Source organism: Evansella sp. AB-rgal1, from assembly GCF_041820985.1.
GTDB lineage: Bacteria > Bacillota > Bacilli > Bacillales > Salisediminibacteriaceae > Evansella.
Window position 1 is genome coordinate 147,795 of the sequence record NZ_JBGUAU010000003.1, and the last position, 16,624, is coordinate 164,418.

15 protein-coding genes are annotated in these 16,624 nt (G+C 37.4%); 7 read left to right on the top strand and 8 right to left on the bottom strand.

Features of this window, described 5'->3' with window-relative positions; genetic code table 11:
- Window positions 1-175: 175 nt before the first annotated feature.
- The 5 genes from ACERII_RS03480 to ACERII_RS03500 all read left to right on the top strand — a co-directional run bounded on the left by ACERII_RS03480 (window position 176) and on the right by ACERII_RS03500 (window position 4,723).
- The gene (locus ACERII_RS03480) at window positions 176-1,126 is read left to right on the top strand and encodes a dimethylarginine dimethylaminohydrolase family protein (protein ID WP_373640075.1); all 951 of its coding nucleotides are present in this window, start codon (window positions 176-178) and stop codon (window positions 1,124-1,126) included.
- An 88-nt stretch (window positions 1,127-1,214) separates the two neighbouring features.
- Window positions 1,215-2,198 carry a Gfo/Idh/MocA family protein gene (locus tag ACERII_RS03485; protein ID WP_373640076.1) on the top strand — a complete coding sequence of 328 codons (984 nt, stop codon included), beginning with the start codon at window positions 1,215-1,217 and terminating at the stop codon, window positions 2,196-2,198.
- Between the two features lie 211 nt (window positions 2,199-2,409).
- Window positions 2,410-2,772, top strand: coding sequence for a hypothetical protein (locus ACERII_RS03490; protein WP_373640078.1), 363 nt, complete (start codon window positions 2,410-2,412; stop codon window positions 2,770-2,772).
- Window positions 2,721-3,554 carry a membrane protein insertase YidC gene (gene yidC / locus ACERII_RS03495; protein ID WP_373640080.1) on the top strand — a complete coding sequence of 278 codons (834 nt, stop codon included), beginning with the start codon at window positions 2,721-2,723 and terminating at the stop codon, window positions 3,552-3,554. Before ACERII_RS03490 ends, yidC begins: the two co-directional genes overlap by 52 nt.
- Window positions 3,555-3,964: 410 nt before the next feature.
- Window positions 3,965-4,723: a SurA N-terminal domain-containing protein gene (locus ACERII_RS03500; RefSeq protein WP_373640081.1), complete on the top strand. Its 759-nt coding sequence runs from the start codon at window positions 3,965-3,967 to the stop codon at window positions 4,721-4,723.
- Between the two features lie 553 nt (window positions 4,724-5,276).
- Here the strand turns inward: ACERII_RS03500 and queF are convergent.
- The 3 genes from queF to ACERII_RS03515 all read right to left on the bottom strand — a co-directional run bounded on the left by queF (window position 5,277) and on the right by ACERII_RS03515 (window position 7,455).
- Window positions 5,277-5,771, bottom strand: coding sequence for a preQ(1) synthase (gene queF / locus ACERII_RS03505; RefSeq protein ID WP_373640083.1), 495 nt, complete (start codon window positions 5,769-5,771; stop codon window positions 5,277-5,279).
- Window positions 5,761-6,441, bottom strand: coding sequence for a queuosine precursor transporter (locus tag ACERII_RS03510; protein ID WP_373640085.1), 681 nt, complete (start codon window positions 6,439-6,441; stop codon window positions 5,761-5,763). The genes queF and ACERII_RS03510 overlap by 11 nt, the downstream gene beginning before the upstream one ends.
- 201 nt (window positions 6,442-6,642) lie before the next feature.
- Complete coding sequence (locus ACERII_RS03515; RefSeq protein WP_373640086.1) at window positions 6,643-7,455, bottom strand: DUF2935 domain-containing protein; 813 nt, start codon at window positions 7,453-7,455, stop codon at window positions 6,643-6,645.
- Window positions 7,456-7,818: 363 nt separating this feature from the next.
- Here ACERII_RS03515 and ACERII_RS03520 point away from each other — a divergent pair, with 363 nt between their 5' ends.
- Together ACERII_RS03520 and ACERII_RS03525 are read left to right on the top strand one after the other, a co-directional pair.
- Window positions 7,819-9,462, top strand: coding sequence for a glutamine--tRNA ligase/YqeY domain fusion protein (locus tag ACERII_RS03520; RefSeq protein WP_373640087.1), 1,644 nt, complete (start codon window positions 7,819-7,821; stop codon window positions 9,460-9,462).
- A gap of 353 nt (window positions 9,463-9,815) precedes the next feature.
- On the top strand, window positions 9,816-10,016 hold the full coding sequence (locus tag ACERII_RS03525; RefSeq protein ID WP_373640088.1) for a cold-shock protein: 201 nt from the start codon (window positions 9,816-9,818) through the stop codon (window positions 10,014-10,016).
- Window positions 10,017-10,791: 775 nt separating this feature from the next.
- Here the strand turns inward: ACERII_RS03525 and ACERII_RS03530 are convergent.
- From ACERII_RS03530 to ACERII_RS03550, 5 genes are all read right to left on the bottom strand, one after another.
- Window positions 10,792-11,283, bottom strand: a complete 492-nt coding sequence (locus tag ACERII_RS03530; RefSeq protein ID WP_373640089.1) for a CarD family transcriptional regulator — start codon at window positions 11,281-11,283, stop codon at window positions 10,792-10,794.
- Window positions 11,284-11,503: 220 nt separating this feature from the next.
- Window positions 11,504-12,598: a saccharopine dehydrogenase family protein gene (locus ACERII_RS03535; RefSeq protein WP_373640091.1), complete on the bottom strand. Its 1,095-nt coding sequence runs from the start codon at window positions 12,596-12,598 to the stop codon at window positions 11,504-11,506.
- A 401-nt stretch (window positions 12,599-12,999) separates the two neighbouring features.
- Window positions 13,000-13,914 (bottom strand): homoserine kinase, encoded by a 915-nt coding sequence (gene thrB, locus ACERII_RS03540; RefSeq protein WP_373640093.1) that lies wholly within the window; start codon window positions 13,912-13,914, stop codon window positions 13,000-13,002.
- Window positions 13,911-14,975, bottom strand: a complete 1,065-nt coding sequence (thrC, locus tag ACERII_RS03545; RefSeq protein WP_373640094.1) for a threonine synthase — start codon at window positions 14,973-14,975, stop codon at window positions 13,911-13,913. The genes thrB and thrC overlap by 4 nt, the downstream gene beginning before the upstream one ends.
- Entirely contained in the window at window positions 14,972-16,273 is a 1,302-nt protein-coding gene (locus ACERII_RS03550) for a homoserine dehydrogenase (protein ID WP_373640096.1), read from the bottom strand. The genes thrC and ACERII_RS03550 overlap by 4 nt, the downstream gene beginning before the upstream one ends.
- Window positions 16,274-16,624: the final 351 nt, after the last annotated feature.

The following is a 16,624-nucleotide window of genomic DNA, read 5'->3' on the forward strand; positions in this document are numbered from 1 at the left end:
ATTCTGAATCTATTGTTTTAGATACATTATCATCCGTATCCTAGACAATATTCCATTGTCTCGTTGCACCTCCCACAAATCCCCCTCTTCCCTCTCCCGCAAGTATTATAATTATGTTATGATTCGAGTAACGAAATAATAGAATAATAGGATCATGAATAAAGGTGGGATAGAGATGGCAGGAGTGAAAGTACAGGGGGAGCGTTGGTTTCCTTCCGAACAAACGTTTTCCGATGAAATGAAGGATTTATGGGGAGATTGGTACTGTGATTCGGAGGTTGGAAAGCTTCGCGCAGTGCTGATGCATCGACCAGGACAAGAGGTAGAAGGGATTACGGATGATAATTTCGCGGAATATCGTTTCCGAGCAGCAATGAACCCAGTTCGTGCGAGACAACAGCAAGATGAGCTTGCAAACATTTACCGAGATCATGGCGTAGACGTTCACTATGTGGAAGGGCAACGTACAGATCGCCCGAATGCTATGTTTATGAGAGACTTAATGCTTATGACACCAGAAGGAGCGATCGTTTGTCGCCCTGCCATCCCTGCCCGCCGTGGGGAAGAAAAAGCAGTTGCTAAAACACTAGCTTCATTAGGGGTGCCGATTATTAAAACGATCAACGGTGATGGCTATTTTGAAGGTGCCAGCGCCATGTGGGTGAACCGAGATACCATTATAATTGGTACAGGTAGCCGCACAAATGAATCGGGAGCTGTTCAAGTGGAATCAGAGTTGCGTAATCTTGGTGTGAAAAATATCATTCGAACGCAAATACCTTATGGATCCATTCACTTAGATGGATACATGAATATGGTAGATGAGACGAAGCTTCTTGTTTTCCCATGGCATGTAACGTATGATTGTGCAAAACAATTGCTAGATTTAGGAATAGAAATTATTGAGTTAACGAATATTGAGGAATTAAAACAAGGGATGAGCATGAACTTTGTGGCGTTAGAGCCAGGAAAAGTCGTTATGCCTTCTGGTAACCCTCATACGAAAGCATTGTTAGAAAGTCATGATGTGCAAGTTATTGACGTAGACATGGACGAAATCATGAACGGATGGGGAGCGGTGCATTGTATGACAGCATTCTTACGCCGTGATCCTGTTTTAGGGTAAAAAATAAGAGTAAGGCCTAATGCGGAGTGAAGAGTGTTCGTATTAGGTCTTTTTTGACTATAATGATGGGTAGAGGAGGATGATAACGATGGTACGGTTAGGTGTTATCGGTACAAATTGGATTACGGAGAGGTTATTAAGTGATGCGAAGGATGTAAAAGGTTTTTCTTTATCGGCTGTATATTCTCGTACGGAGGAAAAAGGGAGTGCATTTGCGGAGAAGTATGGAGTGGAAAACGTCTTTACTGATATCGAAAGTATGGTCCAGGGGGATCATGTCGATGCTGTTTACATAGCGAGTCCGAACTCACTGCATTGTGAGCAAGCGATTATCTGTATGGAGCATGGAAAACATGTACTTTGCGAGAAACCCATCGCTTCGAACGAAAAGGAATTTAAACGGATGAAGGAAGTGGCGACTAGGAATAGGGTACTCTTAATGGAGGCCGTAAAGACTACGTTTTTACCAAACTTTCAAGTCATTAGGGAGAACTTACATAAGATCGGGAAGGTTCGGAAGTATGTGGCTAGTTATTGTCAGTATTCTTCTCGGTATGATGCATATAAGGATGGTACGGTTTTGAATGCGTTTCGTCCGGAGTTTTCCAATGGTGCGGTAATGGATATTGGTATTTATTGTGTTTATCCTGCGGTATATCTGTTTGGTGCGCCACAACGTGTTCAGGCGATGGGGGTAAAACTGGAGTCTGGTGTGGATGGACAAGGCACAATTTCCTTGCAGTATGAGGATATGGAGGCTACGGTTGTGTATTCGAAGATTAGTAATTCGTATTTGCCTTCGGAGATTCAAGGGGAGCTTGGGAGTATTTTGATTGATAAGATCCATACGCCGGAAAAGGTGGAGATCCGTTATAACGATGGTGGGTATGAGGATCACACTGTTGCACAGGATTCGGGGTCTATGCGGTATGAGATGGAGGAGTTTGTTTCTCTTATTAATGAGGGGAAGATTGAGTCGGATATAAATAGTTATGAAACTTCTCGGATTACTTCGAAAATAATAGAGGAAGCAAGAAGGCAGTTGGGGGTAGTCTTTCCAGCTGATGAGTAATGCTGGTGGCTTGGTGGACCTGCTACAAAATAGACATATTTGTGGAAAATGTTATAAAAGTCGCATAAATAAACGGTTCATGTTGCAGAATAAGTCGTTAGTTAGGTAATAATGGAAAAAAGTCTAAAATTATTCTTTGACTTTTATTCTCAAATCTAAGATGATATGCATGAGAGATTGTGAAACGTTTACTTAAAGGAGGTGAATGCAGATGATTTTTGAGTTTTCTAATGATGTTGTTCCTATACTTCTGTCGTTTAGTGTTTGTATTTCGATATTGACGTTCCATCTTTGCAATTTGATGCTTAAGGATACCTTTGTGAAGCATCGGTGTATGTCGAATGGAAAGCTACAGGTGATTCATGGGGATTCTCTACAGGAGAGTGCTGTGTATGAGGAACGTGGGCAGCAGCTAACTTTTATTACACGGATTGTGAAGCGAAAGGAAGCTCCTGAAGATGATGCGGATTATTTCCTTCTGGTTTTAAAACATCTAAGTTTAACTACTCAAGGAGGACAATCATGGAAAACAAATCTGTATTCAAATTCTTTAAAAAATATGGGGCTTTTATAGTAATAGGACTTGTGTTATTAACGTTAACGGGCTGTGGACAAACGAACGAGCCGATAAATTCGGAAACAACGGGATTCTTTAATCACTATGTGGTGTATCCGTTCTCGTTTTTAATTAAAGCGTTGGCAAATTTGTTTGATGGGAATTACGGGTTATCGTTAATTCTAATGACGCTTATCATTCGTTTGGCGTTAATGCCGCTAATGATGAAGCAATATAAAAATCAAAAAATTACGCGGGAAAAAATGGCTGTTATGAAGCCTGAAATAGAAGCGTTAAAAGAGAAATTCAAAGCAAAGGAAGGCGAGAAGCCTGATCCAGAAGCTACGAAAAAAATGCAAATGGAGCTAATGAAGCTTTATCAGGAGCATAAATTTAATCCAATCAAGTCGATTGGTTGTTTACCGATGTTAATTCAGTTTCCAATTTTAATTGGTTTCTATTGGGCAATTATGAGAACGCCTGAAATTGCGGAGCATTCATTTTTATGGTTCAACTTAGGTGAACCAGATATGATTCTACCGTTTTTGGCGACGCTCGTGTATTTTGTTCAATTCAAGACAACACAGATCGGTATGGAAATAGCGCCTGAGCAACAAAAAATCATGGCGATCGTAGGGTATTTAATGCCGGTCATGATGGGTGCGATCTCGTTTGGTATGGCAGCAGCACTTCCGTTATATTGGACGATCGGTGGTTTGTTCCTTATTTTCCAAACGTTATTATCTAAGTGGATGTATAAGTCACCTGCACCAGCTTTGGCGGCTTCAGTGGAAAAATAAAGTTGATAAGATGTGACATGAGTCTCGCCCCCTTTCACACAGGATTTCTGTGTGGGAGGGGGTTTTTCGTGATTTAGGCTGTTGTTTGGGAGAGGGCGGGTTTGAAAATGTCTTGATAGCGGCAGATGCGAGACAAACTAGAGGTGAACAAGCTGAAGATTGTCTAGAAAATCATTGGTAATCTTATAAAACAAGAATTTATAGACTTTCCCACAATTTTTTAACTTGTACACTTTATTTTTCCCCGAAGCCGCTATGAAAGGGATTTGAAATCCTTGGTTTCCCACATCATTTCATAATTACAAATTTCCCTATTTTTCAACGTAATGAAAGGGTTAGCTCAGCCAACACGTCCAAAAAATATATGTTACAATTGCCCCAATGTTGTTATAAAAGAAAGGATGTTTTGAATGAAGAAAGTTATTGGAGCCGCAATAATCTCGCTTACTTTTATAGGATTGATGGCGTGTAGTAATGATAATAGTTCAGAAATGTTAGAAGGGGGCCAACCACCTGGTGATGCAGGAAATGAATTGCAAAGTGCGGAAGCCCTATTTAATATAGAGGATTATCCTGAGGTGATTGCTGTCGTCAATGGGGAAGAGCTTGAAAGGGAAGTATATGTAACAGCTCTTGAAGAAGAAGCCCTTATGCTACAAGCTCAAGGGTTCGACTTCCAAGGTGAAGAGGCAGCTGAATACTTAACGATGCTGGAACAACAGCTTCTAGAGCAATTTATTACCGAAAAGACACTTAACTTTGAGGCGGAAAAAGCAGGGTTAGATGCAACTGATGAGGAAGTGAAACAAGAATTAGAAACGGTGATGGCACAAAACCAAATACCATCAGAAGAAGATCTTGTTCAAATCCTTGAACAGCAAGGCGCGTCCATAGATGAGCTCCGTGACGATATTGCAATGTTCGTGAAAAGACAAAAATTTATTGAGCAGCAACTAGATTCTACAACCATTACGGATGAACAAATCCAAGAAGAGTATGATAACTTAGTTGCACAGATAGAAGAGAGTGGAGAAGATAGCGAAATCCCACCACTTGAGGAGGTTCAAGGTGAAATTCGCGATTACCTTGAAATGGAACATCAAGAAGGTCAGTATGCGGAGATACTAGAGCGCATTAGAGAAGAAAGCGATATTACGATAAATATATAAAAAGAAAGAAAGCCGCTAATCTTCATTGGATTAGGCGGCTTTTCTTATATTTAGATAATTAATTACAAAAACTTATATTGGAAATTTTATTTTTTTGTAGGGGAATTTCCGTTGATTATTTGACAAGTTTCGACAAATTGTTAGTAAACACGCTTGAATTGTTAGTAAAGACAGTTCAATTGTTAGTATACAAGTTCTATTTGTTAGAAAAGACAGTTGAATTGTTAGATACTGAGGCTCTATTTTTACATTTACCAAATATGTGGAATTCCATAACCGGAATTTGCGCAAAATTAATTTTAGAACTTGCTAAAAGTGAGAATCGACCCTCTGTCTGGTACATGGTGACGGAAATGAAGCTAAAAAAATTCAGATATCGCTTACTAATTGTCAAAAACAAATAAGAATGGTGATAAGAACCGAGATTTAAAACCCATTTACCTTATTAAAACTCTACTTTGTCGATGTTTGGACAATAGGTTGCATCTCTAGACAAAAAAACGAAGACGTCGCTATGAAGGACCATAGCAAAAGTCTTCGTTTTCAAATAACCTTAACGATTATCTATATTCTCAGGATATAGGTCATGCTGAAGCAAACGGCTTTCAGCGAATTTTTCCCACTTTGTATCTGGTTTTCCGTAGTTCACATAAGGGTCGATGGATATCCCACCACGTGGCGTAAATTTACCCCAAACCTCAATGTAACGAGGATCCATTAACTTTACTAAATCATTTAGAATGATGTTCATGCAATCCTCATGGAAATCTCCGTGGTTGCGAAAACTAAATAGATAAAGTTTCAATGATTTGCTTTCTACCATTTTTTTATCTGGTATATAGCTTATATATATTGTTGCAAAGTCAGGCTGACCTGTTTTTGGACAAAGGCTTGTAAACTCAGGGCAGTTAAACTTTACAAAATAATCACGATAATCATGACGATTCTCGAATGATTCTAAGATCCCAGGATTGTATTCAAAATGATATTGTGTGCCTGCTTCACCTAGCAAGTTTACTTCATCACTTCGATCATGTTTATGAGACATGTGCTACTGCCTCCTTTTTTGGCGTTGCTTTTTTATCGTTATTTAACCATTTCACTGTTAAGTAAATGAATGGTGTATCCGCTAATGCGATGAGTAGCTTCACAAGATATTGTGTACCAATCATGACAAATAATGCAGATAGTGGCATTGTTCCATAAAAGGCAATAAACACGAAGATGATGGAATCTAACAGCTGGCTCGCTAACGTACTACCATTATTACGTAACCAAAGGTGTTTCCCTTGTGTTTTCTCTTTTAGTTTATGAAACAAGTTCACATCAAACAGCTGGGAGAAGAAGTAGGCAACTAACGATGCTGCAACTACTCTTGGAACAGCTCCAAGAATTGCTTCAAACTCTCCTTGCATTGGCCAGAAAGATGCTGCTGGTAATGAAATCGCAACATAGAAAAAACCAAGCATGAGAATATTTGCTAGTAATCCAATGAGGATGACCTTTTTAGCAATTGATTTACCGTAAACTTCTGAAATAGAGTCAGAAATTAAGAAGGTAAGGGGATATGCTAACAACCCTGCAGTTAATACTACTCCGCCTATATCAAAAAGCTTCGTAGAAATGACGTTGGAGACGAGCAATGCAGCAATAAAAAGACCCGCTAATAAGATAAGCTTTGTTAACTTACTCTCGTCCATTGTAATCGTGTTATTCATTTTATCAGCTCCTAGTTTTTATTTATAAAGCGGAGGATGGTTTCGAACTCCGCTAACTAAACTACTTTATCATAAAACACGAAAAAAGTATAAGGGAAATTCAAGGAATTTTGTTCAATAAATAGTCACGGGCCTGGTCCCTGAACAAAAGTTCAGGGACCAGGCCCGTGGCAATATTGTGAACTTTCCTTCCTGTTCCCCTTATGTTTCTGTTCTAGGTTTTGTTGGATCACATTTCGGTGGTGATAGCTCCGTTGTTTCTGCTAATTTCATTAAGTAGTAGCATTCTTCCCTAAACATGTGATCAGCCATGAGTGGTTCAAATACACTTAGTGTTTCTTTATTTAACTCCATTTCTTCTATTTCACGTAAAAACGTCTTAAATAATTCCATTTCTAACTCAATGTCTTTATGAAACTTTGACAATGCTGGGAAGTGAGTGACATTTGCGCGAAGGTACCCAGCCATTTCTACTGCTTTTAAGTAGAAGGCTTCCCATTCCTTTGTGAACATGTAACTTTTTTTCCGTATCTTTGACTCGACATGATCCATATCATCGTGGATCGCATTTGCGTGTCCAGCTGCATCTAACAACCAAATTAAGTCATGGTGAAGCGCATGGACGTCTGGTGGAATCTTCCCTTTCACAAAATAAGAAAGCAATCGTAATGCTTCATCCAACTCATTCACCATATGGTTTAGAAAGGAAGGCGGTAATTTTATTTTTACGTTGCCGACTAAATGATCCTTTAAAATAGCTAGTTTAAGTTCTCTAAGTTTTTTTCCTTCCACCTCTGATTTTTCCAAAAGAGACATAAGGTTTTGGTCATTTAATGATGGTTTACGAGCACCTTCCAATAGTTGATCGAAGCGCTCGATAAAATAGTTTGCGTGCTCCACGTAGTCCTTTTCACTTGGAGATAATGTATCATGTATGAATCGACTGTGATCTCCTAAAACCTGAAGCCAGAAATTTAATTCAAATAAAGCTTCATCTCGGAAATTTTTTGCCAAATGTTCCACCCCCATTATCTATACACCTTTCCATTCATATGCTAAAGTTTGGGAGAAAATGAAAAGTTTTAAAAATATTCATCTGTGTTGAGCTAAAATCACTGCTGTACATGATAAAATCCTATAATAATGAATGCAAACACCTTTTTTCACCAATAATGAGTATAAGTACGAAAACAAGTGAAATCATGGTAAAATAATATGGTTATACCAAAAACATATATAGTTGAGAGAAAAGTAAATGAAATGCTCAATCTTCTTATATTACAATCGAAGGGTGAACATCCTTAAATACATAGATAAATAAGCTTTTTTGTGATATAACGAAAATAATGGAAAAATGAGAGGAAAGGTTGGTTACGTATGAGCGAAAATAACACGTCATCTAATTTTATTAAGCACATTATAAAAGAAGATTTGGCAAACGGATATAACGAGATAGTTACACGATTTCCTCCAGAACCAAACGGGTATTTACATATTGGTCATGCAAAGTCCATCGTTCTAAACTTTGAGCTTGCAGATGAATTTGGTGGGAGAACGAATCTTCGTTTTGATGATACAAACCCATTAAAAGAAGATGTAGAATATGTGGAATCAATCAAAGATAGTATCTCATGGTTAGGGTACGAATGGGATGAATTACGTTATGCATCTAATTACTTTGATGAAATGTATAATCGTGCTGTTCTTCTTATTAAAAAGGGCCTTGCTTATGTAGAAGATATGTCTCAAGAAGAGATTCGTGAATATCGCGGAACACTAAAAGAACCTGGTAAGGAAAGTCCATCACGTAGCCGCTCTATTGAGGAAAACTTAGATCTATTTGACCGAATGAAAAAAGGTGAATTCCAAAACGGTGAAAAAGTCGTACGAGCAAAAATAGATATGTCTTCTCCAAACATCAATATGCGTGATCCAGTTATTTATCGTATTGCTCATGCTACACACCATAATACAGGTGATGATTGGTGTATCTACCCGATGTACAGCTTTGCACACCCATTAGAGGATGCAATTGAAGGTGTTACTCACTCCATTTGTACATTGGAGTTTGAAGACCAACGCCCATTATATAACTGGGTTGTAGAGCAATGTGAGATGGAGGCAAAACCAAAACAAATTGAGTTCGCTAGACTGAACTTAACGAATACAGTTATGAGTAAGCGTAAATTAAAGCAGTTAGTTGATGAAAACTTTGTGGATGGTTGGGATGATCCACGTATGCCAACTATTTCTGGTTTACGACGACGTGGTTATACTCCAGAAGCAATTAAAAAGTTCTGTCGTGAAATTGGTGTTGCTCGTGCGGATAACTTAGTGGACGTTCGTATGCTAGAGCATTTTATCCGCGAAGATCTCAAATTAAAGGCACCAAGAACCATGTCCGTCTTGCACCCACTGAAGGTAGTTATTACAAACTATCCAGAGGGAGAAGTGGAGTGGTTGGACGCAGAAATCAATCCAGAAAATGAAGATATGGGAACACGAAAAATTCCGTTTTCCCGTGAGATTTATATTGAGCAAAGCGATTTTATGGAGGATCCTCCAAAAAAATACTTCCGTCTATTTCCAGGAAATGAAGTTCGCTTAAAGCATGCATACTTTATTACATGTAATGATGTTATAAAAGATGAAGAAGGCAATGTAGTGGAGCTTCATTGTACGTATGACCCTGAGACAAAAAGTGGTACAGGTTTTACTGGTAGAAAAGTAAAAGGAACATTGCATTGGGTCGAAGCAACGAACGCAAAAGAAGCGGAATTCCGTCTTTATGACTCTCTTATCTTAGATGAAAAAGGTGGCAGTGATTTCCTTGAACAAGTGAATCCAAACTCTCTTGAGGTTGCTTCAGGATATGTTGAGCAAAACATGAGTGACGCAAAGGAAAATGACAAGTTCCAGTTCTTCCGTCACGGATACTTTAATGTAGATCCGAATGATTCAACGGACGAGAAACTTGTGTTTAACCGAATTGTAGAGCTAAAAAGCTCGTTTAAGCTTTAACATAATAAAAGCTGTGTATCCTATATAAAGGAGTACATAGCTTTTTATATGTTTATGATTAATTCGTAAAAATATAGCGTCTATACTTGAGATACAAACCTAATTCAACCTAGAGAACATAGACAAAATGGTCAATATAATTTATTTATTGATAGTTTGTTTTTTCCTTTGTAGGAATTATATTTTTTTGTTAAATACCAAAAATTTGCAAATATCCCCGTTTTCTGCTATGATAAAGAAGAATTATTTTTGTTCGGCGTAAATGATAGTATGAATATGGACTTTTCGTCTTGATGATACTTTGGGCAGGGATAGTAATAAAATGTGTGGTAACGCACTAGGAGGCAACAAAAATGGAAAAAGGTACAGTAAAATGGTTTAATGCAGAAAAAGGTTTTGGCTTTATCGAACGTGAAGATGGAGACGATGTATTCGTACACTTCTCTGCTATCCAAAGTGAAGGCTTCAAATCATTAGACGAAGGTCAAAGAGTAACGTTTGACGTTGAGCAAGGTGCTCGTGGAGCTCAAGCTGCTAACGTTGAAAAAGCTTAATCTTAAATCTTTTATACAAACAGGCTCTTTAAATAGTGCCTGTTTTTTTTATGTTCTCCTCAAATTCAATAAGATAAACTTACTCAACGTTCGAATAGGGAGATGGTACTGGTAATGGAAAAAGATTTAAAACCATCAATAGTAATCTTTCCTTTTGGTATAAAACTAAAAAATGGTTTCCCTGTTCTGGGAAACATTTTTCTAGTTGTTTAGCTAAATTATAAAATAATCGCCGGATAACCAGTTGTGTCATGGAAAGAAGTCTAGCTCCAGCGCCTACTTGCTCGAGGTCAAATAACCTACCAGATACAAAAGTGTAAGATCGCACTTTTAATCTGGTAGGTTATTTGCTGGTCGCTCGTAATCTTAGGCGTTTGCGCTTTTGTTCTTGAAGATACTAATACGTTTTTTTGCGTAAAGAAGAGAAACAATTACTACTCACTGTATCGGTAGATGTAAAAAACCTTAAAGATAGAGTTTAAAAAATATTGTATACCTAAAACAATGAAAGACCGATCTCTATATCATCACTAAGTCTCTTTGTCCTTGCCGGTGTGAATTAAAATGGAAGAATTCAAGTGACTATTTTTTCGAGTTATTAGATGAGATCTTCAAACGTTCGTTAAAGAAATTTAAAATATCTAAATGGATTAGATTGTAGAAATAACAAAAGAGGTTAATGCTCTAAAGGTGAGTTGAAGAAGTTGAATTTGAAAGGATTTACTTTTTATAATATTCCCCAAAACATTCAAGATATTTTCGGGAGCAGTAATCATTATCTTGAAGAACCTTCATAAAAACTTTTTATTTGATTATCAGTAATCCCTTTAATTAATCCCAGTTCACTAATCAAAAAGTCATGTGCGTTATCTAACATTTTCTTTTCGCTTGAATTAAGAGCTTTTTCTTTCTTTATACGCATTAAATCACGTACAACTTCCGCACAATCTTGTATTTTACCAGTTTTTATTTTGTCCGTGTTCACTTTATACCTTTGTTTCCATGTCAGCACTCTATCTGATTTTCCATGCTGAAAAATGTGTATGATGTGTTTTAATGCATTTATGTCAGTAACAGGGCGTATACATGAACTCACTATTTTCCCCTTAGGAATCATGACTTGCATATTACCGATAATCATTTTTATGATATAATACTGTTGTTTGTCCCCTGAGATTTCCTTTTCTTCTATGCCTTTAATAATACCTGCTCCGTGCACGGAATAAACAATTTTATCGCCAATTTGAAACAAATACCCCACCTCCATATTTAGTAACTTTCTTAACCTTAACATACGTGGTGTTTTTTATCAAATTTTTAATAATATCATATTCAATATTTTGTTGTCAATAACTTTTTGTTTAAAAAACAAAAATGCAAAAGTACTGAATGTAGTGTCGAATTATAATTTGATACTTTGAATCATGATTAAGTAAAGTGTAATGACGATGGATTCCGAATATAGTAAAATTTACGGAACTCTTAGTTCAAGATTTCACTTCATACTGATAAGAAATTGTACCATCTAGAACGGATAGTATTTCATCTAAGTCAAAAAGCTGCTCTATGAAGTGTACACCTGGTGAGTATTTATTTTGGATTATCTTATTTCCAATTATTGAAGCAACATTCCCTGTTATCTCTGTATTATTTGAACCAAATAAAACAGATTCAATAGTACCTTTCTTACCTTCAATTTCTCCATACACTTCAGCTTTTACTAAGTATTCATTTGAACCGATTTTTAAAAAATCAAAAATATGTAAAGCTCCATCAAATATTTTTACAAAAAATTTGCTAAAGAACTTTAATCTCATAAGCTTAAAAACACCTAATTTTTTTAGTATTGCTAATTCATTTGTAGTAATAGCGGAGTCATAGAATAATCGAGAAGATACATTGTCTAGGTTAAGAGTTTTAGAGACAATATGTTGATCAGCAAGGTCAAATCTATAGGCTTTTCTTTTTCCATACTTCTTAGGTAACTCTAAATATTTACCTTCCGTAAAACTATCTACTTTTCTTTTTTGTCCATTCTCAATTATGGAATATGTATTATTGATATTGTTTAGCAACCATTCTACTCCATCAATTCCATGCTTTTCACCAATGCCAAGCATTAAATATATATCTGTTCTGTTAACTTTATCAAATTGAGAGGTTAGCTTTTTTACCATTAAATTAGATATACCGGGGGCTAAGCCTACTCCTAAAACTAGAGTTGATCCTGATTCAAGTGCTTTAGGGTTTAGACTTTCCATTTTTGATAAAGTACTATAAGAAGGGGATATATCTATGTAATCAATTTTATTATTTATACATTTTTCAACAAAACTTGTATCTTTTTGGTCAAGGCACATTATTACTAATTGTGTCTGTTTAAATATGTCATGGGTTTCATCCAAGTTATAAATGTCTATTTCCAGAGGGAGTACTTTTTCTTTCGTTGACAAGGAAAAATTTTTAGCCTTTTCAAAATTTCTACCAGCAGCGATGACTTTCTTAGGATAACTTTGAGATAAATTTCTACAAATAACACTACCTACTTGACCATAACCACCAATTACTAAAATATTTTTCATTTGAAAAATCTACTCCCTTATAGTTCCAGAGTTTTTCCTGTTTGCTGTACAAGGACAGCGAAAAAACCTTGTGCAAACGTTCCCTCGGTAGTAAATAGAAACCCACCTTTTGCACGTATATATTTTATTATATCGAATAAACACTGGTTTGAATGTTATGTTTTTGTATATTTGTTGTGAGCCTTTACGTTAGGGGATATACAAGTTTTCTTTTTATTAAGGAGTATATATTGCTTAGCATTGTATCCTTGTTTGCACATATAAACCGCATAGCATACCTGTGGGAATTACCTACAAATCACACAAAAAAACCTATCAAATGAACAACAATTTGATAGGTAAACTACATTGTATTATTTTGCTATTGGTAACGGACCCGTTACTATTTATCCAACTTTGTTTTATAAAACATTCTCGGAAGAAACTGCCTGTCGAACAGTCACTCCGTTTGTATCCACTTTTAGTAATTGGATAGCATGGTTGTTGAAATGCTCTGATAGTGCGTTTTTCACGAATTCACCTTTGCCTTTATGAGCGAAAAACAAGACGATAGGTCCTGCACCACTTAACGTTACTCCATAAACAGGAAGCTCGGGAGCAAGTTCGTTTGCGACTTTTAATTCAGGAACTACTGCTTCTCGGTATGGTTGGTGAAAAAGATCTTTACTCATCATTTTTCCAACAACATCCCAATTGTTTTGCAATAAGGCAGCTACAAGGACGTTACTTACACTACTTGCTTCAACAGCTTCCCGAAATGAAAGCTGTTCTGGTAATAGCCCTCTTGATTCCTTAGTTTTAAGTTCATATTTTGGAACAACTGCAACCATTTCCACATCAGGATATCCACCTAAAATAATGTTTGTGTCATCTTCTCGATGGCTACCAATTACTAATCCACCATATAGAGAAGCAGTAACATTATCAGGATGACCTTCAAATGCACTTGCTCGCTTCGCTTTGTCATCCACAGATAAATCAAGCGATAGAAGCTGGTCGGCAAGCTCAATCCCTGCAACGATCGCAGCGGCACTACTTCCTAATCCACGTGACATAGGGATGTCACTATACATTGAAACAGAGCATGGAGGGAGCTCGCGACCGAAATCCTCTGCGATAGAGGCGGTTATCTGATAAATTAAATTATCCTTCCCTGTTGGTAATCCTTCTAACTCTTCAGAGGTAGATTCGAATTCCCAAGTATCACTTTTTTTTACTTGTAATGTTAAATACCTATCGACAGCTAGCCCAATGGAATCGAACCCAGGTCCAAGGTTAGCTGTACTTCCTGGTACTGTAATGGAAAACAGGATCATGATTTAACACGACCTAGAATGTGATCAAACACCACTTCTTCTTCATTCGGAAGAACTACTGGTTCAAATGACGCAGTATCGATTGCACAATTAGGATCTTTTAAACCATTGCCAGTAAGAACTGCTACTACCTTCGCGCCCTTCTTGATTTTTCCAGCAGCAATATCCTTTTTCACTCCAGCGATAGAAGCGCAGGAAGCAGGTTCTGCGAAAACACCTTCTTCTTGTGCAAGTAGCTTATATGCTTCAAGAATTTCTTCATCTGTTACATAATCGATAGCACCATTGGAAGAGTTAGCGGCTTCTACTGCCTTATCCCAACTAGCTGGGTTTCCGATACGGATAGCCGTTGCGATCGTTTCAGGATCTTCAATCACTTCGTTACGAACAATGGCAGCCGCACCTTCTGCTTCAAAGCCTCTCATTTGAGGTAATCCAGTGTTATTTTTCTCATGGTATTCCTTAAAGCCTTTCCAGTATGCAGTGATGTTACCAGCGTTTCCAACTGGAATTGCTAATACATCAGGAGCTGAGCCTAACTGTTCGCATACTTCAAAAGCAGCCGTTTTCTGACCTTCAATACGATACGGATTCACGGAGTTCACTAACGTAATAGGCGACACTTCAGCTAAATTACGTACCATTTGTAACGCATTATCGAAGTTTCCTTTAATAGCATAAATTTCAGCACCATACATAACCGCTTGAGCTAATTTCCCCATCGCGATTTTTCCATCTGGGATAACGATAATACAACGAAGGTTTGCGCGAGCCGCATAAGCTGCAGCCGCCGCAGAAGTGTTTCCTGTAGAAGCACACATAATTGCCTCGCTTCCTGCTTCCTTCGCTTTTGCAACTGCCATAACCATTCCACGGTCTTTGAATGATCCAGTAGGGTTAGCACCTTCGTATTTCACGTAGAGCTCCACACCCCATTTTTCAGAAAGGCTTTCTAAAGGAATGAGGGGAGTGTTTCCCTCACTTAATGATAATGTAGGTGTATTTTCGTTTACTGGTAGAAACTCTTTATATTCTTGGATAAGTCCTTGCCATCTTTTCATCGTACGCCATCTCCTTCAACTCGGTAGCTACTTTTCACAGCTTCTACTACATCTAAATCCTTGAGCTGCATCAAAATATTTTCGAAATTTTGTTTTGTTGCCTTATGAGTAATGATAATAATTTCAGCTAATTTACTATCTTCAACAGGAAGTTGCAAGATTTTTTCTAAGCTAACACTTTGCTCGGAAAACAAAGATGTTAATGCTGCAAATGTTCCTGGTTGATCTTTGGCGTGAATGCGTAAAAAATATTTAGCAGTAATATCTTCTGCAGACTTTAGATTTTTCTTGAATTGAGGAACAACGGCTGAGTTTCCGTTAACTCCAAGGCGCATGTTTTTCACAACTTCTACTAAATCCGATACTACCGCAGTTGCAGTAGGAAGCTTTCCGGCACCTGGACCGTAAAACATCGTTTCACCAACAGCTTCACCGTATACATAAACGGCATTAAACTCGTTATGAACGGATGCCAACGGGTGAGAATGAGGAACTAATGTTGGTTGCACACTAATTTCTACTTTTTCCCCCGTACGGATCGCTAGCCCGATGAGTTTCATCGTATATCCTAGCTGATCGCTATATTCTAGATCTTCTTTTGTTACTTGAGATATTCCTGAGACAGAAACATCATCAAGATCTATATGCATGGAAAAACCGAGTGTTCCTAGAATCGCTATTTTTCGTGCTGCATCTAACCCTTCCACATCGGAAGTTGGATCTGCTTCCGCATACCCAAGCTCTTGAGCTTCTTTTAAAACTTCGTCGTATTTTCGGCCTTCTTGAGACATTTTTGTTAAAATATAATTTGTTGTTCCGTTGACAATTCCCATCATTTTTGTAATACGATCAGAAGCTAACCCTTCTACTAAACTTCTTAGGATAGGAATTCCACCAGCAACACTAGCTTCATAGAAAAGGTCACATTGGTTTTCCGCAGCAGTTTGTAAAAGTTCTTTACCATGAAGTGCCATTAAATCTTTATTTGCTGTTATAACATGTTTTTTGTTACGAAGTGCTTGCAGAATATATTCCTTCGTGTCATCAATTCCGCCCATTACTTCAATAACTACATCTATCTCAGAATCATTCAAGATATCATCCACGTTATTCGTGAGTCTAGTACCGTTTAAATAGACGTCGCGTTTTTTATCCACATCGTGAACCAAAATTTTACTGATCTTTACTTCGCACCCAACTTGGTGCATTAATTTGTCTTGATGATTATCTATGATTTCTACGACTCCGCTTCCTACAGTTCCTAACCCTAAAAGTCCTACGGAAACTTTCTGAACCATTGTCCTCGCCCCTTCGGTTGTGTCTACTTAAGAAAGACACCTGTGTATATATAAGAGACATTATAGTGGGGAATGGGGATGATTACAACCCCTAAAGAGTGATTTAGTTATTTATAGTAAGAAAAAACAAAAAACTTACAATAATGTAAGCGGAATCATATTTGGTAACATAGGGTTTAGTGGTGATTTCGTGAGAATAGCACATTTTTATGAAATTTTTAGCAACGTTATGGATGTAAGTGGTATTCGAGACAAGACCGAGCATGTACACCCCAATATTGTCTAGCAAAAGCTGGATTCGAGACAAAATGAAGGGTGCCCACCCCAAAATTGTCTAGAAAGAGCTTGATT